Raw genomic sequence first — 20,471 nt, 5'->3', positions numbered from 1 at the left:
AGCCTTGGAGCAAGCGTGTCATGACAAAAACAACACACACCTTCAAACAAGTGGCAGACCGAGAGAAAGGCCTCAAGCAGACCTTGAGCAGCAGCCAGCTATCGATGATCGCCATTGGCGGGGCCATCGGCACCGGGCTGTTCCTGGGCAGCAGTTTTGCCATCGGTTTCGCCGGGCCCAGCGTGCTGGTGAGCTATGGCATCGGCGCGCTGATTGCGTTGCTGCTGATGGGCTGCCTGGCGGAAATGACCGTGCGCCATCCGACGTCCGGGTCGTTCGGTTCGTTCGCCGAGTTCTATGTGGCGCCCTGGTTCGGTTTTGCCCTGCGCTACGCCTACTGGGCGTCCATCGTGTTCGCCGTGGGCACCGAGATTACCGCTGCGGCGATGTACATGAAGTTCTGGTATCCAGAGGTGCCGGGAGGCTACTGGATGGTCGGTTTCTCCCTGGCGCTGATCCTGGCCAATGCCTTGAGCGTCAAGGTGTTCGGCAGCATCGAGTACCTGTTCTCGCTGCTCAAGCTGTGCGCCATCGTCGCCTTCATCCTGCTGGGGGCCTGGGTGGTGTATGACGCGCCCATGGACTCGGGCATCGGCCTGGCCAACTACAGCAATGACCGTGGGTTCTTTCCCAATGGTGTCTGGGGCACCTGGGTGGCGGTGATCGTGGCCTTCTTCAGTTACCTGAGCATCGAGATGATCGCGGTGGCGGCGGGCGAGGCCAAGGACCCCGAGCGGGCAGTGACCCGGGCGTTTCGCATCACCGTGGTGCGCCTGGTGGTGTTCTACCTGCTGACCATCGCCCTGGTCCTGGCCATCGTGCCATGGGCCCGCAACACGGGCGGGGAAAGTCCCTTTGTCATGGTCATGGCGGCCAGTGGCATTCCTTATGCCAGCGGGGTGATCAATGCGGTGATCCTGGTGGCGGCGCTGTCGGCGATGAACAGCCAGTTGTACATCACCACTCGGCTGATGTTCAGCCTGTCCCGGGCAGGCCAGGCGCCAGCGATGCTGGGTCGCTTGAGTCGCAATGGCGTGCCATTGGCGGCGCTGCTGCTGTCCTCCCTGGGCATTGCCCTGGCCACCTTGCTGTACCTGGCCTACGCCGAACAAGCCTTCACCCTGATGATGTCGATCGCGATGTTCGGCGCCATGTTCACCTGGGCCGGGATCTTTCTCACCCACTTGTTCTTCCGTCGCCAGCAGGGCAGCGAACCCCTGGCCTTCAAGCTCTGGGGCTATCCCTGGACCAGCCTTGGCGGCCTGGTGCTGATGCTGGCGGTAATGGTCACCACCTTGTTCACCGAACAGTTCTTCCTGACCCTGGTCTGCGGGTTGCCCTTCCTGGGGGTGATCCTGTCGATCTATTACCTGCGGTTTCGTGGCAAGCGCGCGCTTGACGCCGAAGCCCCCAAGCCGCTGCCGCTGCGACAACCCTGAGCGGGCGCGCTCTTGTAGTCGCTGGCGGGCCTGCGAGGTTGCGCACGGCCCGCTAACCCTGGCGTTCCTGCAGGCCGTGCGCGGCCTGCAGCAGTGACGACGTGAAGCGGGCTTGCACAGAGCCCGCCGTTCCCAAGCTCGTCCGCTTCCTGTGGCCCGATGACCACCGCAGGCGTGGACGGCTGTCCCCTGCATGACCCACGACAAGAACAATAAATCACCCGAGGTTCTGCCATGCCCTCTGTCTCGCGTTCCTTATCGCCGTTGCTGTTGCCGCTGCTGGGTTGCGTGCCCTGGACCACCCAGGCCGCCGAGTCCGGATTCATCGAGGACAGTCACTTGAGTGTCCTGGCCCGCAATTACTACCTGAACCGCAGCATCCAGGACGGTCGCGCCGACCGCAAGGACTGGACCCAGGGCTTCATCGGACGCTTCAGTTCGGGATTTACCCAGGGCACTGTCGGCGTAGGCGTGGAGGCCTTCGCCTTCCTGGGGCTCAAGCTGGATGCCTCAGGCGGCAAGACGGGCACCTACAACTTGCCGATTCACGACAACGGCAAGCCGGCGGACGAATACGCCAAGGCCGGTGCGGCACTCAAGATCAAGCTCTCCAACAGTGTGCTGCGTTACGGCGAGCAGTCAGTGGACACCCCGGTGTTCGCCGTTGGCCACAACCGTCTGATCCCGGAAACCGCCACCGGTTTTGCCCTGGATAGCCAGGAACTGGACAGGCTCAAGTTGCAGGTTGGGCACTTCACCTCCGCCACCGGACACGTCACCACCAACGGCAACGGTGATCTGTGGGCCTTCTATGCCGGCACGACCACGCCCTCGGTGGACTACGCCGGTGGCCAGTACCAGTTCACCCAGGACCTGGGTGCCAGCCTCTATGCCGCGCGTTTCCAGGACATCTGGAACCAGTACTACGCCAATTTCAATGGCCGTACCGACTGGGGGGAGGGCAGGCACGCCGGCTTCGACCTCAACCTGTATCGCACCCTGGATACGGGCCGGGCCAAGGCCGGGGCCATCGACAACACTACCCTCGGCGCTTCGGTGTTCTATGGCCTGGGCGCCCACCGTGTGACCCTGGCCTTGCAGAACGTCGACGGCAACACCCCGTTCGACTACCTGGGCGTCGGTGACCTGGACCGCAACGGTCGCAACGGCCGCGACCAGGGCGCCTCGATCTACCTGCCCAACTCGGTGCAGTACTCGGACTTCAATGGGCCCAACGAGCGCTCCTGGCAACTGCGTTATGACCTGTCCGTGGCTGGCTATGGGGTGCCGGGCCTGAACCTGATGGCCCGCTACCTGCGGGGCTCCGGAATCGATGGCACGCACACCCCGGCCGGTAGCGCCTACGCCGGGATGTATGGCAAGGATGGGGTACACCGGGAGATCAACGTCGAAGCGCGTTATGTGGTGCAGACCGGTCCCTGGAAGGACCTGAGTCTGCGCCTGCGCCAGACCTGGCACAGGGCGAATGTGGCCCAGGGCGAGGGCAATATCGATGAGTTCCGGCTGATCACCGACTACCCGATCGAGATCTTCTGAAGACACACTTGAAACGCCCAATACCGTGGCCTCGCGCCGGCGCGGCATCGTCGGCTCCTGGAGTCGATGCCGCAGCGACGGCCTAGGGGATTGCCGCGGCTTTCTTCGATGCTCTGGCGGCCCGTCCGAGTCGCAGAGCCTTGATTCAAGCGGCGGGCTCGACCTCGGTCTGCGACCTTTGCCGAGTGCGGTTCATCAGCCCCAAGGCCAACCCGGCCAACAGCACCGGAACGGCAATCCACAGGAAGAAGTGCTCCAGGCCCCCGGCGTTGCCGAAGATCCAGCCCCCCAGCATCGAGCCGGCAATCGATCCCCCACGCCCGGCCGCCAGGGCCCAGGCCACGCCGGTGGCCCGGGAGGCGGTGGGGTAAAGGGTAGCCGCCACCACGCTGAGGTTGTTCAGGGTGCCGGTCAGGCTGAAACCTGCGAGGAACACGATGACCAGGGTGCCGGTCGCGCTGTGCAGTTGGCTGCCCGTCAGGGCCAGGGCGGCAGCCGCGACCAGGCACAGCCAGGGCAGGATGCGCAGGGCGCCGATACGGTCCATCAGCAGGGCCATGGCGATCCCGCCCAGCACTCCACCCAGGGGAACCATCGCGCTGATCTGCGCCGCGCCGCCGGTGTCGTAGCCGCTGGCCCGGAGCACGGTGGGCAGCCAGTTGGTCAGCAGGTAGAACACGAACAGGCAGCAGAAGAAGGTCAGCCACAGCAGCAGGGTCCGGGCCAACTGGCCCGGGCTGAACAGCGCCGAGAACGCAGCGCGTGCGCCCGCCTCACCGGCGTCGCCGACCAGTCGCACCCGTTCCCAGTCAGTCCGGCCGCTGATCTGGCTGACGACCCCGCGCAGGGCGGCGGCGTGGCGTGGACTGTTGGCCATGAAGCACACCGACTCCGGCAGGGCCAGGTAGAGCACCGGCAACAGCAGCAAGGGCGCCAGGCCTCCCATCAGCAGCAGGCCCTGCCAGCCCACCCGGGGGAGCAGCGCGGCGGCCACGCCACCGCCCAGGGCCAGGCCCAGGGTGAAGCCGCAATAGCTCAGGGTCACCAGCAGCATGCGCCGCCGCGCCGGCGAGTATTCCGAGCTCAGGGTGATGCAGTTGGGCAGTACGCCTCCCAGGCCGATGCCGGTGACGAAGCGCAGGATGCCCAGCACTTCGATGTTCGGTGCCAGTGCCGATGCCAGGGTGCCCAGGGCAAAGATCAGGACGCAGCTCAGCAGCACGATCTTGCGTCCATGGCGGTCGGCCAGGGGGCCGAAACAGAAACTCCCCAGAAGCATGCCGAACAGGCCCGCGCCAAAGACTGGCGCCAGTTGTGCCCGTTCGATGTTCCAGCTGTGGATCAGCTCCGGGGCGATGTAACCGATGGCGGCGGTGTCGAAACCGTCCAGCAGGACAATCAGGAAACACAGCAACAGCACGCGTATCTGCAGGAGTGACAGCGGGCTGCGGTCGATGAGTTCAGTGAGGTTTTGCGTACGCTCGTACATGGTGGCTCCTTATGGGTTTTGTTTCTGGCGGGCGTGGGGAGCCCGCCGGATGACCACGATTGCCGGTGCCGCGAGGTGGGTGGCGAGGGGAATGGAGGTTCAGTGAAGGTTGAAGAAGTCCTGGGCATTGCTACCCAGAATCCGTGATTTATCGCTCTGCGCCAGTTCGTCGTGCTCGGCCACGCCGCTGCCGATACGTTGTTCGCCCAGTGGGAAGGGCGAGTCGGAGCCGAGCATGACCCGTTCGCTGCCCATGACCTGTACCAGCAGCTTCAGGGCCCCGGGATCGAACACCGCGGAATCGACGAAGAAGCGCTTGACGTAGCTCGACGGCAATTGCGGGCAGTTCTCGCGGACGATATCGCGATGGCGCCAGGCGTTGTCCACTCGCCCCAGGAGAAAGGCAAAACCGCCGCCGCCATGGGCAAAACAGATGCGCAGGGATGCGGGCAGGCGTTCGAAGGCCCCGGAGAGAATCAGCGAGAGGATCCCCAGCTGGGTTTCCGCCGGCATCGCCACCAGCCACGGCAACATCCATTTGCGCATGCGTTCGCCGCCCATCATGTCCCAGGGATGGACCAGTACCGGAATGTCGTTGCGCCCGCAGTGATCGAGGAAGGCCACCAACTGGTCGTGATCCAGGTCGCGATTGCCCACGTGATTGCCGATCTGCACGCCGACATGACCGATGGCGCGTGCCCGGCTGGCTTCGGCGCAGGCTGCCTCCAGGTCCTGCAGGGGGACCTGGGCCAGGACCTTGAGCCGGGACTCGTGGCCGGCGGTCATCTGCATGGCCCGATCGTTCATGCGTTGTGCCCAGGGCACGGCCCGTTCGATCGGTGCGTCGTAGCCGAACATCACCGGAGTGGCGCACATGATCTGCACGTCCAGGCCCTGCTCATCCAGGTGTTCGATGCGGCGGGCCGGGTCCCAGAGCACGTCGTGCACCGGGCGAAAGGGCTTGTCGCCAACCATGATCTGGCCCTTGGCACCGTCCTTGTACAGCCAGGGGGCACGCACCGGGTCAAGGTGCTCGGCCTCGTCCCGGGTGATCGCGGGGAAGAAGTGCGAATGCATATCGATTTTCATGAGGAGGTCGCCGTCTTGAGAGTTCGGTGCCAGGTCTGCCAGTCGCGGCCCGGATGGATTTCGCCACAGCCAGTGCAACGCCGTTCTGGGTCGCTGGTGGCGTAGAAGGTTTCGTAGATCGGCGGCAGGTCATCGACGATGCTGTGCAGTTGCAGCTCATGGCGCTGGATCAGCGTGCCGCAACTGGCGCAGGACCATTGCAGGGCATCGAGCATTCCCTGCGGCCGTCGGCGCTCCAGTACCAGGCACAGGCTGCCGGGCTCCGGGCGCTGGGGGGAATGGATGACGTGGGGCGCCATCAGGTAGATGTCACCTTCACGCAGGTCGACGCGCTCGTAGCGGCCGCGGTCCCAGATGTTCAGGTAGGCATTGCCCTTGAACTGGTAGAAGAACTCCTCCAGGGGGTCGTCATGGAAGTCGGTGCGCTGGTTCGGGCCACCGACCACCGTGACCATGAAATCGGCGTCTTGCCAGATCTGGCGATTGCCCACCGGTGGTTGCAGCAAGTGGGCGTGTTCTTCGAGCCAACGGTTGAAATTCAGTGGTGCGCTGTAGTGATGCTTGCTCATTGTTATTGTTCTCGGCGATTGAGCGGGGCGTAGGCCACCGCCTTGATTTCGATGCGCAGGTGCGGATGCGGCAGTTGATGCACGGCCACGGTGGTACGGGTCGGACCCTGCTCGTCGAAGTACTGCGCGTAGACTTGGTTGTAGGGCCCGAAGTCATTCATATCCACCAGGAATGCGCTGATTTCCACCAGGTCCTCCAGGCCGGCGTCTTCGCTGGCGAGAATATCGCGGATGTTCTCGATCACGGCACGGGTCTGGGCCCGGATGTCCAGCGCCGTGGTGCCCAGGGCATCGACCTCGACGCCTTCGAAGCTGTTGTCCGGGCGTCGTGAGCTGGTGCCGGAAACGAACAGCAGATCGCCGGCGCGCTTGATATGGGGGAAGCGGCCCCGGGGCTGGGCCTTGCCGGGCACCAGGGTTGCGCGGTTGTCTGTCATGGCCGTTCTCCCCGGGACTGGTCGCGGCAGTGGAAGGCGCATTCACCGTAGCCGGCGATCTCGACCTGCAGATGGTTCCCGGCGGACAGGGGCACGGCGGCGGTGGCGGCCCCGGCCATGATCAGGCTGCCGGCGGGCAGGCTGATTCCATCCCGGGCCAGCAGGTGCGAGGCCTGCACCACGCTGCGCAGCGGATGACCGAGGATCGCCGCGGTGGAACCGGCCTCCACCAGCGCGCCGTCCAGGCGCATGAGCACCCCGGCATTGGCCAGGGTGGAGAAATCCCGGGACCAGGGACCGACCACCAGCCCGGCCGACGAGCAGTTGTCCGCGACCACGTCTTCCAGGCTGAACCTGAATGCTTCGTACCGCGAGTCGATGATCTCGATGGCCGGGGCCACGGCCTCCAGATAGTCCACGGCTTCGAGCTGGGTCAGGGGGCGGTCGATGATGCGGCGGGTCAGGAAGCACAGTTCCGGTTCGGCTCGGGGATGGATGTAACGATCGAGGTCCAGGGTGCCGCCATCTTCTTCCAGCATGGCGTCGGTGAGCCAGCCCCAGATCAGGCTGTCTACGCCCATCTGGATCATCTTGGCCCGGCTGGTGAAACCCAGCTTGAGGCCGATCATGCGTTCACCGTCGGCGTAGCGGCGGGCCATGGACGCGCGCTGGATCCGATAGGCCTGTGCAAGGTCGAACGGGGTGTGCTGACTGAACTGGGGCAGGGCGCGGGCAGTGCGCGCCGCCTGGTCGAGGGCGTGGGCGATGGGTTCGAGGTCGAGGCTCATGGGCGGGACTCCCGGGCGGCGAGCAGGTCGAGGGCAACGTCGACGATCATGTCTTCCTGGCCGCCGACCATGCGTCGGCGGCCCAGTTCGACCAGGATGTCGACGGTCTTGAGCTGGTACTTGCGGGCGGCCACTTCGGCGTGGCGCAGGAAGCTGGAGTAGACCCCGGCATAACCCAGGGCCAGGGTTTCGCGGTCGACCCGCACCGGTCGGTCCTGCAGCGGTCGAACCAGATCGTCGGCCGCGTCCATCAGCCGGTACAGGTCGGTGCCGTGGTGCCAGCCGAGCTTGTCGGCGGCGGCGATGAACACTTCCAGCGGCGCGTTGCCGGCCCCCGCGCCCATGCCGGCAAGGCTGGCGTCGATGCGCTGGCAACCTTCCTCCACCGCCACCAGGGAGTTGGCCACCCCCAGGCCGAGGTTGTGATGGGCGTGCATGCCGGTGGCGGTGTCCGGCTTGAGCGCGGCCTTGAGGGCGCGAAAGCGCAGGCGGATGTCCTGCATGCTCATGGCTCCGCCCGAGTCCACCACGTAGACGCAGGTGGCGCCGTAGCTTTCCATTTTCCGGGCCTGGAGCGCGAGGTTTTCCGGGCTGGTCATGTGGCTCATCATCAGGAACCCGACAGTGTCCATGCCCAGCTCCCGGGCGCATTCGATGTGCTGGCGCGAGACGTCGGCCTCGGTGCAATGGGTCGCCACCCGCACCACCCGGGCACCCGCCTGGTAAGCCGCCTTGAGGTCGTGCACGGTGCCGATGCCGGGTAGCAGCAGGGTGGCGATGCGGGCGTGCTGCAGCACATCGGCCACCGCCTCGATCCATTCCAGGTCGGTGTGGGCGCCGAAGCCATAGTTGAAGCTGGAGCCTTGCAGGCCGTCGCCGTGGGCCACCTCGATGCTGTCGACCCGGGCCGCGTCCAGGGCCCGGGCTATGGCCTGGACCTGGTCCAGGCTGTACTGGTGGCGGATCGCGTGCATGCCGTCACGCAGGGTCACATCCGAGATGTAGAGCTTGTTGCCGGGGGTGGAGGTCATGGCGAAGCTCCTTCAGTTGTTCAGCAGCGATTGGGCCATGCGCTCGGCGGTGGCCAGCGCGGCGCAGGTCATGATGTCGAGGTTGCCGGCGTAGGCCGGCAGGTAATGGGCGGCGCCCTCGACTTCGAGGAACACCGAGGTCTTGAGCCCGCTGAAACGCCCGAGGCCGGGGATCAGCAATGGTGCGGAGGGCGGCACCAGGTCGAACTGCACCTGCTGCTTGAGCCGGTAGCCGGGCACATAGGCCTGCACGGCTTCGGCCATGGTGGTAATGGAGGCGGCGACCTCCTGCTGATCGGCGGCGCCCGAGAGCACCAGCACGGTGTCGCGCATGATCAACGGCGGTTCGGCCGGATTCATGACGATGATGGCCTTGCCCCGGGTAGCGCCGCCAAGGGTCTCGATGGCGCGGCGGGTGGTCTCGGTGAACTCGTCGATGTTGGCCCGGGTGCCGGGCCCGGCGGATTTGCTGGCAATCGAGGCGACGATCTCGGCGTAGTGCACCGGCGCCACCCGGGAGACCGCCGCGACCATGGGAATGGTGGCCTGGCCACCGCAGGTCACCATGTTCAGGTTGAGGCTGTCCAGGTGCTGTTCCAGGTTGACCACGGGGATGCAGTAGGGGCCGATGGCCGCCGGGGTCAGGTCGATCAGGCGGATGCCCGGCCTGGCCCGGCGCAGTACAGCCTCGTGGTGCGGATGGGCGATGGCCGAGGTGGCGTCGAAGACGATGTCGATGCTGGCGAACTCGGCCATGCGCAGCAGGCCTTCGACCCCTTCGTGGGTGGTGGCCACGCCCAGGCGCCGGGCCCGCTCCAGGCCGTCGGAGGCGGAGTCGATGCCGACCATGGCGGTCAGTTGCAGGTAACGGGCCTGGCGCAGGATCTTGAGCATCAGGTCGGTGCCGATATTGCCCGAGCCGATGATCGCGGCCTTGAGGGTTCTGTTCATGAGTGGCTCCGGTCTATTGGGGGCTGGCGAAGGCAGCACTGACGCTGCCCAGGCCCTGGATATGCGCGGTGAAGCGATCTCCCGGTCGCACCGCGACCATGGGCCCCAGGGCGCCAGTAAGGAGGATGTCGCCGGCCCGCAGCGGCGTGCCCAGGCGGGCCAGGGTGTCGGCCAGCCACAGGGCTGCATTCAATGGGTTGTCTAGGCAGGCGGCGCCGGCGCCCAGCGACACCGGCTCGCCGCCTCGACTCAGGCTCATGCCGCAGCGCACCAGGTCGAGGCGATCCAGGGGCACCGGGCAACCGCCGAGGACGAACAGCCCGCTGGAGGCGTTGTCGGCGATGGTGTCGCTCAACTGGATGTCCCACTGGGCGATGCGGCTGCCGACGATCTCGATGGCTGGCAGGGCGAACGCGGTGGCGCGGATCAGGTCGGCCAGGGTGTGGCGTTCATGGGGCAGGTCGTGTTCCAGCACCAGGACGATCTCGGCCTCGACCTTGGGCTGGCAGGTGTCGTTCCAGGCGATGGGCTGGCCGTCGCCCCGGGCCATGTCGGCGAACAGCTGGCCGAAGTCCGGCTGGCCCACCCCCAGCTGCTGCTGCACGGCGCGGGAGGTCAGGCCGACCTTGTGGCCCACCGGACGCCGTCCGGCATCGATGGCCGCGAGGGTGTTGTAGTGCTGCACCTGGTAGGCCAGGTCGGCCAGGGAGGTATGCGGCTGTTCGGCCCGGGCCCGGGCGATCAGCTCGCGCACCGGAGCGCAGGGCTGTCCGTCGAGCTGGGCCTGGCGCAAGCGGTGCGCCGCTTCGATGAGGTCTGCATGCATGTCGAGGTCCTCAGGGGTTGACGCAGATGGTGGTGATCTCGGAGTAGAAATCCAGGGAGTGGCGACCACCCTCGCGGCCCAGGCCCGAAAGCCTTGTGCCGCCGAACGGGGTGCGCAGGTCGCGCAGGAACCAGGTGTTGACCCACACCATGCCTACGTGGAAACGCCGCGACAGCTGGTGGGCGCGCTTCAGGTCGCGGGTCCACAGGGCCGTGGCCAGGCCGTAGGCCGAGTCATTGACCCGGCGCAGGACTTCTTCCTCGGTGTCGAACGGGGCGATGTGGCAGACCGGGCCGAATATTTCCTCGCGCAGGCAGCGGGCGTGGTCTGGCAGGTCGGTCCAGAGGGTGGGCTGGACGTAGGCGCCCTGGTCCCGGGCATCGCCGAACTGTGGAATGCCGCCGCCGCTGACCAGGGTTGCGCCTTCCTCCAGGGCCAGCTGGAAGTAGCCCAGGACCTTGTCCCGGTGCTTGTGGGAGATCAGCGAACCCATGTTCACCCCGTCTTCGTCCGGATAACCGATCTTCAGCTGTTCGGCCCCGGCCTTGAGGGCGGCGACGAAGCGCTGATAGATCGGCCGCTCGACGTAGACCCGTTCCGAGCACAGGCACACCTGCCCGGAGTTGGTGAAGCTGGAGCGCAGTACCCCGGCCACCGCGGCCTCGAAATCGCAGTCGGCGAAGACCACGGCGGCGTTCTTGCCTCCCAGCTCGAAGGACACCTCGCGCACGCCTTCGGCGGCGGCTTTCATGATGGTGGCGCCGGTACGGGATTCGCCGGTGAAGGTGATGGCGTCGACGTCACGGTGGGTGGTGAGGAATTCTCCAGCCGAATTCGGGCCGAAACCGTGTACCAGGTTGAAGACCCCGGCCGGGATCCCGGCCTCCTGCATCACCTCGGCCAGCAGGGTGGCGGAGGACGGGGTCTCTTCCGAGGGCTTGACTACCACCGAGTTGCCGCAGGCCAGGGCGGGGGCGACTTTCCAGGTCAGCAGCAACAGCGGCAGGTTCCAGGGTGAAATGATCGCTACCACACCATGGGGCTTGCGTACGCTATAGCTGAAGACATCATTGCCATCGGCGCCACGCATCTCGAAGAACTCGCCACCGGACTGGCGCAGCAGTTCGGCGAAGGTGCGAAAGTTCTGCACCGCCCGTGCCACGTCCAGGGTTCGTGCCTGCTGCACCGGGCGCCCGGTATCGGCCACTTCGGCCGCGACGAACGCCTCGAAGCGTCGCTCGATACCCTTGGCGATGTTCAGCAGCATATCGGCGCGCTGGCTGGTGCTGCAGTCGGCCCAGGGGCCCGCTTGCGCGGCCTTGGCAGCGGCTACCGCTCGTTCGACCAGGGGCTGGTCGGCTTCGCAGACCTGGCCCAGCAACCGACCGTCCAGGGGGGAGATGTTGGCAAAGGTCTTGGTACTGGCGACAAACTCGCCGTCGATGAAATGGCGCAGCAGGGGAGTGGACACATGAGCCTCCGAAACAGGGGTTTCGGGGCGAGTGTAGGAAGACTAGGTATTAGTGAATAATCAAAATTAACGGGTTTGGTATTGGTTTTTGGAATACATGGCGCGGATCATGCCGGAGATTCTTCGGTGATGGATTCGTTTCGCGCCTGGTCCAGGCATTCGCGAAACAGCCGGGCGGCAGGCCCCAGGTTGCGCTGGGCGGAACTGAAGCAGCCGATGTCGCCGAACTGCAGCGCGGTCCCCAGATCGAAGGCCTTGAGCATGCCGGCCTGGATGAACTGCCGGGAGGCTTCGAAGGGCATCAGCGCCACGGTGCGCTGGTCCTGCATCAGCGTGATGTTGGTCAGGATCGACAGCGACTCGGCGACGTTGTCCGGGGTCGACAGTCCATTGTCGGCAAACAGTCGATCAGAGGTGCGGCGCAGCAGTGAGTCGCGCGTTGGCAGGACCCAGGGGTAGGCGTGCAATTGCTGGAGGCTGACCGGGGCCTGCCGATGCATCGGGTGCCGGGCGCCGGCGACGATGCTCAGGTCTTCGCGGTACAGCACTTCGACCTCCAGGGCCTCGCTGCGCCAGTGCCAGTCGTCGGGCACCCGGCCTACCACCAGGTCGACATCACCTACCGCGAGCGCCGGGAACAACTGGTCCATCTGGCCGACTCGCAGCGACACCAGCACGCCGGGAGCCCGCTGCTTGAGCAGTTGAATGGCCCGTGGCAGCAGCGAGGTGGAGGCCGAGATCAGGGTGCCCACCATCACATGCCCCGAGGTGCCTTCCTGGAAGGCATTGACCTCGTCGGTCAGGGCGCGCAGTTCTGCCAGCAGGGACTTGGCCCGCTGCACCACCACGTGGCCCAGTTCGGTGGCGGTCACCCCACGATTGCTGCGCACCAGCAGCGGCGCCTCGAAGTAGGATTCCAGTTCGTGGATGATCTTGGTCACCGCCGGTTGTGTCAGGTTCAGGGCCTGGGACGCCCGCACCAGCGAGCCGCTTTTCAACACCTGCTCGAAGACCACCAACTGGTGGAACTTGAGCTTGCGGGCAATGGACTGGGTGCTGAACTTCATGGCGGGCTCCGTCAGCTCCCTGGCCTGGGAGGGCGGGCCCAGGGGCGGTGCTTGTGTGTGAGGTGGAACAATCGACCCCGGCAGGGCGATGCAAGCCTAACCAAAGCCCGGGATTTTTGCTCGTCCCCCAACACCGTGCAGGTGCCGATGCGAGGGGCGGCCTGGATGCTAGAGTGCGCAGTCCGGGCATCGCCAATACCAGGGGGGAACATGCAACTGTCCGAACACTTGCTGCTGCTCGAGCGCCAATTGCAAGCTGCCGATGTACGGGGCGACCGTGAGGCGCTGGATGCCCTGCTGGCCGAAGAGTTCCTCGAGTTCGGCGCCAGCGGCGGGCGCTGGGACAAGGCCCAGGTACTGGAAAGCCTGCCGCAGCAGGTGTTCGTCGAGCGGCGTATCAGCCAGTTTGCCGTGCAGCTGCTGGCGGCCGACCTGGCCCAGGCCACGTACCTGTGCCATAACGCCGCAGTGCCCGGGCGCCCGGCCAGCAGCGCCTGGCGCAGCTCGCTGTGGCGTTGGCGCGAAGGCCACTGGCAGATGCTGTTCCACCAGGGCACGCCACGGCCGTCGGCCTGAACCCTCTGCTAGAATCCCCGTCCCAGACTTGACGAGGTGCCCCATGAGCGAGCCGATTCGCCTGACCCAGTACAGCCACGGAGCCGGTTGTGGCTGCAAGATCTCACCCCAGGTGCTGGAGGTCATCCTGGCTGGCAGCGGGGCGCAGAACCTCGACCCCAAGCTGTGGGTCGGCAATGCCTCGCGCGATGACGCGGCGGTCTATGCGATCGACGGCGAACGCGGCGTGGTCTCCACCACCGATTTCTTCATGCCCATCGTCGACGATCCGTTCGACTTCGGGCGCATTGCCGCCACCAACGCCATCAGCGACATCTACGCGATGGGGGGCGACCCTCTCATGGCCATCGCCATTCTCGGCTGGCCGGTGAATGTGCTGGCCCCGGAAATTGCCCGTGAGGTGATCCGCGGCGGGCGCGCGGTCTGTGATGCCGCTGGCATTCCCCTGGCCGGCGGCCACTCCATCGATGCCCCTGAACCGATCTTTGGCCTGGCAGTGACTGGCCTGGTGGAAAAACGCTTCATGAAACGCAACGACACCGCCACCGCCGGCTGCCTGCTGTACCTGACCAAACCCCTGGGGATCGGCGTGCTCACCACCGCCGAGAAGAAGGGCAAGCTGCGCGAAGCCGACATCGGCCTGGCCCGCGACTGGATGTGCACCCTGAACCAGCCCGGCAGCCGGTTCGGCAAGCTCGAAGGCGTGACCGCGATGACCGATGTCACCGGTTTCGGCCTGCTCGGGCACCTGGTGGAGATGGCCGACGGCAGCGGCCTGACGGCTCGCATCCACTATGACCGGGTGCCACGCCTGCCGGGGGTGGAGTACTACCTGGACCTGGGCTGCGTGCCTGGCGGCACCCTGCGCAACTACAGCAGCTACGCCGACAAGGTCGGGCGGGTGCAGGAACTGCACAAGCGGGTGCTGTGCGATCCGCAGACCAGCGGTGGCCTGCTGGTGGCGGTGACGCCTGAAGGCAATGCTGAATTCCTCGCCCTGGCGGCGGAGCTGGGCCTGGACCTGGCGCCCATCGGCGAGCTGGTCGAGCGACAGAGTCACGCGGTCGAGGTGTTCTGATGTCCCGGGACTACACCGATTACCGCGAAATCTTCCTCAATGACCGGCCGATGATGGACACCCGTGCGCCGATCGAATTCACCAAGGGCGCTTTCCCCGGGGTGCTCAACCTGCCGCTGATGACCGACCAGGAGCGCCAGCGGGTCGGCACCTGCTACAAGCAGCAGGGCCAGGAGGCGGCGATCGTCCTGGGGCACCAGTTGGTGTCCGGGATGGTCAAGGCCGAGCGTATCCAGGCCTGGGCCGACTTCGCCAAGGCCCATCCCGATGGCCTGCTGTACTGCTTTCGCGGCGGCCTGCGCTCGCAGATCGTCCAGCAGTGGCTGCGTGACGAGGCCGGTATCGATTACCCGCGGGTGGGCGGGGGCTACAAGGCCATGCGCAGCTTTCTCCTGGACACCGTGGAGACGGCCATGCAGCAGTGCGACTTCGTGCTGCTGGGCGGCATGACCGGCACCGGCAAGACCCAGGTGCTGGGGCAACTGGACAACGCCCTGGACCTGGAGGGCCATGCCAACCACCGGGGGTCGAGTTTCGGCCGGCGTGCCACCGGGCAGCCGAGCAATATCGATTTCGAGAACCGCCTGGCGGTGGACCTGCTGAAGAAGCGCCAGCGCGGCTTGCAGGGGTTTGTCCTGGAGGACGAGAACCGCATGATCGGCAGTTGCGCGTTGCCGCTGGCGTTGCACCAGGGCATGCAGGTGGCACCCATGGTCTGGCTGGAGGACCGCCTGGACCAGCGCGTGCAGCGCATCCTCCAGGACTACGTGGTGGACCTGGGCGCCGAGTTCGTGGCGCTGCATGGCGAGCCGGGTTTCGCGCTATTCGCCGAGCGCCTGCTGGAAAGCCTGAACAAGATCCACAAGCGCTTGGGCGGTGAACGCCACCAGCGACTGCTGGCATTGATGCAAGACGCCCTGGCCGAGCAGGAGCGCAGTGGCACGGTGGAGCTGCACCGTGCCTGGATTCAAGGCCTGCTCAGCGAATACTACGACCCGATGTACGCCTTCCAGCGCGAGAGCAAGGGCGCACGCATCGAGTTCGTGGGCGACCATGCCGCGGTCCTCGACTACCTGCGCCACCGCCACCCCCTGTAGCCGCAGTCGAGCCTGCGAGGCTGCGCCCGCGGACGCGGTCCTCGCCAGATCGGCCCCTGGCGGGCGCTACGCACCCGGTTACAGCCGCGCTGGCGCTTGGCAGCGGCTACAGGTTTTTTTTGCCTCCCTGGCCAGTGTCGGCCAGGGTCTCGAGGCTTTGTTCGATGGCTGTCAGCAGCGCTTGGGCATGAGCCTGGCTGAAGATCAGGGGCGGACGTATCTTCAGGACATTGCCGAACGGCCCGATCCGATTGACCAGGATACCCCGCTGCCTGAGGGCCTCGACCAGCAGCCTGGCCTCCCAGGTAGCCGGCTCCCGGCTGGCTTGATCCGATACCAGTTCCAGGCCGATCCATAATCCCTTGCCCCGGATGTCACCGATCAGCGCATGCTTTTGCGCAAGGTCGGCCAACCCCCGGCGTATCAGCGTGCCCACGCTGCGCGCATTGTCCATGAGGCCTTCGTCGTCGATCACATCCAGGACCGCCATCGCCGCGGCCGCCGCTGTCGGCGAAGCGGCGAATGTATTGAAGTAGAAGGTCTTGTCGCGAAAGGCATCCAGCAACTCGGCGCTGCTGACCAGGGCAGCGACCGGATAGCCGTTGCCCATGGGTTTGCCCAGTGTGACGATATCGGCGGTGATGCCCATGGCCTGGTGGCCCCACATGCTGCCAGTACGTCCGAAACCTGCCTGGACTTCGTCGATGATCACCAGGCCGCCAGCGTCCCGGATCAGGGCGCAGGCACGTTCGAGCAAGGTAGCAGGAATCCGTGGCAGGCCCTCGTTGGCGAAGATCGGGCAGAAGATCATGCCGGCCAGGCCCACCCCCGTGGCTTCGAAGCTGTCGATCTCATCCTCGATCTGTGCCAGGTAGGCCTGGATCAGCGCCTCGCCCACCAGCCCGCCCAGGGGCCGATAGATCTGCGGAAAGGGAATGTTCCTGACTTCGTCGAAGCAATGCCGGTTGCGGTGCATCAGGGGCGAGACCTGTTCCAGCGCTGCCGTGTTGCCGTGGTAGGCATGGCTGCTGCAGATGATGCCACGGCCCGGGCCGTGCATCCGGGCGATACGCAACGCCTGTTCGTTGGCTTCCGATCCCGAGCAGGTGTAGAGCACCTGGTCGAGGCCGTTGGCAAACGTCTTGAGCAGTCGTTCCGAGTAATCCACGATCCCCTGGCTGAGATAGCGGCTATGGATGTTGAGGGTGCCGTTCTGCCGGGTGATGGCCTCGGTGACCCGAGGATGGCAATGCCCGACCACCGGGACATTGTTGTAGCAGTCCAGGTAGCGCCTGCCATCTTGCCCATAGAGATAGACGCCTTCTCCCCTGACCAGGTGCAGCGGTTGCTCGTAGAACAACGGCGCAGCACCCATGGTCTTGCGACGACGTTCCAGCAGGTCGGGATCTTCGCTCATGGTGATCTCCAGCGATGAACATAACGGAGGCCGTCAGATTCCGCGCAGGGCTTGGCCTGCGAGATATCGGCGGGCGAAATCGACGGCGCTGGCGGTATACCTTTGCCGCATTTCCAGAGCGAGGTCGCTGCGCGGGTGCGAGCCAGCCCAGCCCATGACGATCAGCATGCGGAACATCATCAGGGTCGGGATCAGCGCCACATGTTCCTCACCCAATGGCTCGACCTGGCGATAGCCGGCAAGCCAGGCAGCGACGATCTTCTCGATATCCGGATGGTTCTCCAGAAAGGTCACCGAGGAGGCAAGGTCGTACAGGTACCAGCCGAAACCGCTGTCATCGAAATCCAGGACCCTGGCCCGGCCGTGGTCGAAGAGCAGGTTCGACAAGCGAAAATCGCTATGGATGAGTCCGAAGCGGTCCGACGCCTTGCCATAGCGTTCAAGGTGCTGGCGCACCCGTTGCTCGGCTTGTTCGAGAATGGCACGTCCCGGTTCACGCGCGTTGAACCCTGATCGCCAATGGCCCCAGATCGGCGTATCGCCGAAGGCCCCCTGGTGATCCCAGACCTGGCGTTGGAAAAACGCGGGGCGTTGCCATTGCCGTGAGTGTCGATGCATGCGCGCGGTGATGGACCCCAGTTGCCCGAAGGCGTCGAGCAGGTTGTCCGGCTCGGGCGCAGAGCCTGGGATGAAGTCGAACAGCACCAGCATCCTGGGCTCTGTTTCGGGTTCGACCGTCACCTGCTGCACCAGGTGGCGGTCCCTGCCGGATACGGCGATCGCGGTTTCGACCCCTGCTTCGTTGCGCAGCGCTCGCATCCAGGCCAGTTCGGAGCGAACCGCGGCCAGGTTGTGATAACTCTGACGATGCAGTCGCAACACCCAACTGCGATGACCGGCGCTCACCAGAAACAGGGCATTCTCCGAGAGACTGAGCAGATGCAGCTGCGCATCCTGGGCAATGTTCCAGCGTGGCAGGGCCATGCGTGCCACTCGTGTCAGGTAGTCCTTGCGCACAACTTCATTGGCGGTGTCCATGCAAGTCTCCTTGTTGTTCTCATGGGGTCGCGGGAGTCTTGGCTGGCACTGGTGCACCAGCGGATCCCCGGGCGCGGGCAGACTCGTCCTGCAAACGCTTCCCATCATGAAATGGAGCACCAGCGGGCGTTAGCGGATATCGGCAAGTTTGTGCAACCTTGGCAAAGGGCATCCGGCAGGATAGGCGCTGTCGTTGCGTCGGTTTCAGCGGGATCTGTGCAAGGTTTGCGAAGGCAGCTCGCCGAACATGCGCTTGTAGTCCGCGGTGAAGCTGCTCAGGTGCCAGAAGCCCCAGCTGCAGGCGATGTCCTGGACTTGCAGCTCGTGGACCGTGCTTTGCCGGAGGGCGCGTCGCACCTGATTCAGGCGGACTGCACGCAGGTAGTGGACGGGATTGGTGCCCATGATCTTCTGGAAGCACGTCTGCAGGGTACGACGGCTCACGCCGATCATGGCGCACAGTTCGGCGATGGTCAGGGGGTCCTGGGGGGTCTCGAAGATGTATTGCTTGGCGCGTTCGACGATGAGCTTGTGCTGGAGCGTGCGTTGATTGCTTTCGTGCCTGTTGTCCTGGTTCGAGAAGGCTCCCAGCAACGACGTCAACAATGTATGGCGCAGGCCTTTGCGCACGGCAGGATAGGCGAGCAGTTCGGGGGTGAGCTTGAGCACCTGGGACAGCGACTGCAGCAGGGCCCGCAGCTCCATGAGCCCGGCAGTGTCGCTGGCCAGGCAAAGGCTGCCACCAAGAGCGGACTCCAGGTCGAAACCATCGAGGGTGAGTGACAGCTGCGAGAGAGTGTCGGCGCTCAGCACAATGGACATCACGTCGAGCGTTGAGGGGGTGCGATAGTCCAGCTCCTGCCCTGGTCCGAGAGTGACCGGCGCATCGGCTTCGATGATCTGGGTGCCGAAGCGCGCGGCTCCGGACTGTGCCATGGGAATGCCGAACACCCGCGCTCCGCTCCAGGCATAGCCCATCTGATGGAGGCATCGATTGGAGCGTTCGTGAATGACCTGCAGATCGTCGATCCAGCACTCGGTGAGGTTGCCGCAGTAACGGCCAGGGCCGAGCTGATCGTAGCGCTGATCCCAGCCGCGGACGCTGGAGGCCAGCTCATCGATATCGCCGGTCGAATGCCTCCGTACCCGCACCGCTTTCTCTACACCGGGCTCATCGTTCATGCCGTCACCCTTGGCGTTGCAGAAGATTTCTCAACCTAGCGCCGATGACACCGCCCCTGCTAGCAAAAATTGGCAAACCCCATAGCCGCTGTCGAGCCTGCGCACCCGGTCGCAGGCGGCTACACAAGGTGGTTCAGGCGGTTTGCAATGGCGGCAGGGTGCCCAGCAGGGCGACGGCGGCCACTGCCGCGATGCCCAGCGACCACTCCAGGCCCACGCTACGGCGCAGGCTGCCCAGGCGCTGGTCGCAGCCCCGGATGCGCAGGCGGTTGAGGAGCGCGAGAGCCAGCATGCCGCCCACCAGCAAGGCCTTGACCAGCAGCACCAGGGCGAAGCCGCTGAACAGTGGGGTCGGCCACCACTGCCCGGTAAGCATCCGCACATTGATCAGGCCGCTGGCCAACAGGCCCGCCACCAGCACATAGCCCACGCCGCTGAAGCGCCGCAGCAGCGGCTCCATGGACGACTGCGGTTGGCGCAGGACCATCAGCAGCACCAGCAACCCGCCCAGCCACAGGCCGACGCAGCTTAGGTGGACGATCTGGTTGAGGATCAGCAACTGCCCCTTGAGACCCTCGAACATCGCGCCATGGCCCACCGGGGCCAGCGTCGCCAGGAGCAGGGCGGCCAGCCCCAGGCGCAGTGGCAGATACCGGCCCAGTGGCGTCAACAGCAGGCCCAGCAGCAACAGGTTGAGCGCCAGGTGCCAGGTCCAGACCTGGCCGAAGAACGTCTTGCCCAGCACCAGGGCTACGGTCGCCGGGTTCAGCGCGGCGGACCAGGAACCGGCCATGCTGGCGCTGATCAGCAGCAACCAGGCCAGCCCGCTGCCAAGCCCGACCAGGGTCAGCCAGCGAGCCACGCGGTCCAACCGCTGCTGCACGACTTCATGGCCTCGGTCCAGCAGCAACGGACGCAAGCCCCAGGCCCCGATCAGGGTCAGGATCGCGGCGAAATGCACGAAGCGGCACAGCACCAGCCATGAGGCCACGGGTTACTGGCTTACCTTGAAGCTGTAGCTGCCTTCGCTCTTGTGGGTGTCCACCGACACCGCGTGCCATTGCACCTTGTAGGTGCCGGCCGGCAAGGGGGCGCTGGCAGGGGTGACGATCAGGGTCTTCTTGTCCGCGCCATCGGTGGCCAGGCCCTTGAGTGCGACGGGTGTGCCGTCCTTGCTCAGCTCGACCTGGGTGAAGGCCGCTTCCACACCCTCGCTGAACTTCAGGCGCAGCTCGCTGGGGGCGCTGGCACTGCTGTCGGCGGCGGGCGTGGTGTCTTTCAGGTGGGCGTGGGCCAGCGCCGAACCGGTGGCCAGCAGGCAGGCGAGGAGGGCGGAGGTGGTGCAGAGTGTTTTCAACGACATGGCAGA

Annotated in this window: 20 protein-coding genes; 5 read left to right on the top strand and 15 right to left on the bottom strand. The window is 65.5% G+C overall.

Annotation, left to right across the window (positions count from 1 at the left end; all coding sequences use genetic code 11):
* The first annotated feature begins 20 nt into the window (after positions 1-20).
* Positions 21-1,439, top strand: a complete 1,419-nt coding sequence (locus LGQ10_RS06580) for an amino acid permease (RefSeq protein ID WP_226525029.1) — start codon at positions 21-23, stop codon at positions 1,437-1,439.
* A gap of 234 nt (positions 1,440-1,673) precedes the next feature.
* Complete coding sequence (locus tag LGQ10_RS06575) at positions 1,674-2,996, top strand: OprD family porin (RefSeq protein WP_226525028.1); 1,323 nt, start codon at positions 1,674-1,676, stop codon at positions 2,994-2,996.
* A gap of 145 nt (positions 2,997-3,141) precedes the next feature.
* On the opposite strand, the gene LGQ10_RS06570 is transcribed toward LGQ10_RS06575, so the two are convergent.
* The 10 genes from LGQ10_RS06570 to LGQ10_RS06525 form a co-directional block, all read right to left on the bottom strand.
* Entirely contained in the window at positions 3,142-4,485 is a 1,344-nt protein-coding gene (locus LGQ10_RS06570; protein ID WP_226525027.1) for an MFS transporter, read from the bottom strand.
* A 99-nt stretch (positions 4,486-4,584) separates the two neighbouring features.
* Positions 4,585-5,574 carry an amidohydrolase family protein gene (locus tag LGQ10_RS06565; protein WP_226525026.1) on the bottom strand — a complete coding sequence of 330 codons (990 nt, stop codon included), beginning with the start codon at positions 5,572-5,574 and terminating at the stop codon, positions 4,585-4,587.
* Positions 5,571-6,143, bottom strand: a complete 573-nt coding sequence (locus LGQ10_RS06560; protein ID WP_226525025.1) for a 3-hydroxyanthranilate 3,4-dioxygenase — start codon at positions 6,141-6,143, stop codon at positions 5,571-5,573. The genes LGQ10_RS06565 and LGQ10_RS06560 overlap by 4 nt, the downstream gene beginning before the upstream one ends.
* Before the next feature lie 2 nt (positions 6,144-6,145).
* On the bottom strand, positions 6,146-6,580 hold the full coding sequence (locus LGQ10_RS06555; protein WP_058438599.1) for a RidA family protein: 435 nt from the start codon (positions 6,578-6,580) through the stop codon (positions 6,146-6,148).
* Positions 6,577-7,368 (bottom strand): 2-keto-4-pentenoate hydratase, encoded by a 792-nt coding sequence (locus LGQ10_RS06550; RefSeq protein WP_226525024.1) that lies wholly within the window; start codon positions 7,366-7,368, stop codon positions 6,577-6,579. The genes LGQ10_RS06555 and LGQ10_RS06550 overlap by 4 nt, the downstream gene beginning before the upstream one ends.
* The gene (gene dmpG, locus LGQ10_RS06545; protein ID WP_226525023.1) at positions 7,365-8,399 is read right to left on the bottom strand and encodes a 4-hydroxy-2-oxovalerate aldolase; all 1,035 of its coding nucleotides are present in this window, start codon (positions 8,397-8,399) and stop codon (positions 7,365-7,367) included. The genes LGQ10_RS06550 and dmpG overlap by 4 nt, the downstream gene beginning before the upstream one ends.
* A gap of 12 nt (positions 8,400-8,411) precedes the next feature.
* Positions 8,412-9,350 carry an acetaldehyde dehydrogenase (acetylating) gene (locus LGQ10_RS06540; RefSeq protein WP_226525022.1) on the bottom strand — a complete coding sequence of 313 codons (939 nt, stop codon included), beginning with the start codon at positions 9,348-9,350 and terminating at the stop codon, positions 8,412-8,414.
* Between the two features lie 13 nt (positions 9,351-9,363).
* Positions 9,364-10,176: a 2-keto-4-pentenoate hydratase gene (locus LGQ10_RS06535; RefSeq protein WP_226525021.1), complete on the bottom strand. Its 813-nt coding sequence runs from the start codon at positions 10,174-10,176 to the stop codon at positions 9,364-9,366.
* A gap of 10 nt (positions 10,177-10,186) precedes the next feature.
* Positions 10,187-11,647 (bottom strand): 2-hydroxymuconic semialdehyde dehydrogenase, encoded by a 1,461-nt coding sequence (locus LGQ10_RS06530; RefSeq protein WP_226525020.1) that lies wholly within the window; start codon positions 11,645-11,647, stop codon positions 10,187-10,189.
* Between the two features lie 107 nt (positions 11,648-11,754).
* Positions 11,755-12,714 carry a LysR substrate-binding domain-containing protein gene (locus LGQ10_RS06525; RefSeq protein WP_058438591.1) on the bottom strand — a complete coding sequence of 320 codons (960 nt, stop codon included), beginning with the start codon at positions 12,712-12,714 and terminating at the stop codon, positions 11,755-11,757.
* A gap of 210 nt (positions 12,715-12,924) precedes the next feature.
* On the opposite strand from LGQ10_RS06525, the gene LGQ10_RS06520 reads away from it, so the two are divergent.
* From LGQ10_RS06520 to mnmH, 3 genes are read left to right on the top strand one after another with little or no spacing between them, the layout of a single operon-like run.
* Positions 12,925-13,290, top strand: a complete 366-nt coding sequence (locus LGQ10_RS06520) for a DUF4440 domain-containing protein (RefSeq protein ID WP_058438589.1) — start codon at positions 12,925-12,927, stop codon at positions 13,288-13,290.
* A gap of 43 nt (positions 13,291-13,333) precedes the next feature.
* Positions 13,334-14,368, top strand: a complete 1,035-nt coding sequence (gene selD / locus LGQ10_RS06515; RefSeq protein WP_058438587.1) for a selenide, water dikinase SelD — start codon at positions 13,334-13,336, stop codon at positions 14,366-14,368.
* Positions 14,368-15,465 carry a tRNA 2-selenouridine(34) synthase MnmH gene (gene mnmH / locus LGQ10_RS06510; RefSeq protein ID WP_226525019.1) on the top strand — a complete coding sequence of 366 codons (1,098 nt, stop codon included), beginning with the start codon at positions 14,368-14,370 and terminating at the stop codon, positions 15,463-15,465. Before selD ends, mnmH begins: the two co-directional genes overlap by 1 nt.
* A gap of 106 nt (positions 15,466-15,571) precedes the next feature.
* Here the strand turns inward: mnmH and LGQ10_RS06505 are convergent, their stop codons facing one another.
* From LGQ10_RS06505 to copC, 5 genes are all read right to left on the bottom strand, one after another.
* Positions 15,572-16,882, bottom strand: coding sequence for an aspartate aminotransferase family protein (locus LGQ10_RS06505; RefSeq protein WP_226525018.1), 1,311 nt, complete (start codon positions 16,880-16,882; stop codon positions 15,572-15,574).
* Positions 16,883-16,915: 33 nt separating this feature from the next.
* Positions 16,916-17,920: a phosphotransferase enzyme family protein gene (locus LGQ10_RS06500; protein WP_058438582.1), complete on the bottom strand. Its 1,005-nt coding sequence runs from the start codon at positions 17,918-17,920 to the stop codon at positions 16,916-16,918.
* A gap of 204 nt (positions 17,921-18,124) precedes the next feature.
* Entirely contained in the window at positions 18,125-19,102 is a 978-nt protein-coding gene (locus tag LGQ10_RS06495; RefSeq protein ID WP_058438580.1) for a helix-turn-helix domain-containing protein, read from the bottom strand.
* A gap of 133 nt (positions 19,103-19,235) precedes the next feature.
* Positions 19,236-20,093: a copper homeostasis membrane protein CopD gene (gene copD / locus LGQ10_RS06490; protein WP_226525017.1), complete on the bottom strand. Its 858-nt coding sequence runs from the start codon at positions 20,091-20,093 to the stop codon at positions 19,236-19,238.
* Positions 20,094-20,096: 3 nt separating this feature from the next.
* Entirely contained in the window at positions 20,097-20,465 is a 369-nt protein-coding gene (copC, locus tag LGQ10_RS06485; protein WP_058438577.1) for a copper homeostasis periplasmic binding protein CopC, read from the bottom strand.
* Positions 20,466-20,471 lie beyond the last annotated feature (6 nt).

It is taken from the genome of Pseudomonas sp. L5B5 (assembly GCF_020520285.1).
GTDB lineage: Bacteria > Pseudomonadota > Gammaproteobacteria > Pseudomonadales > Pseudomonadaceae > Aquipseudomonas.
This window is presented reverse-complemented; position numbering and strand designations above follow the sequence as displayed.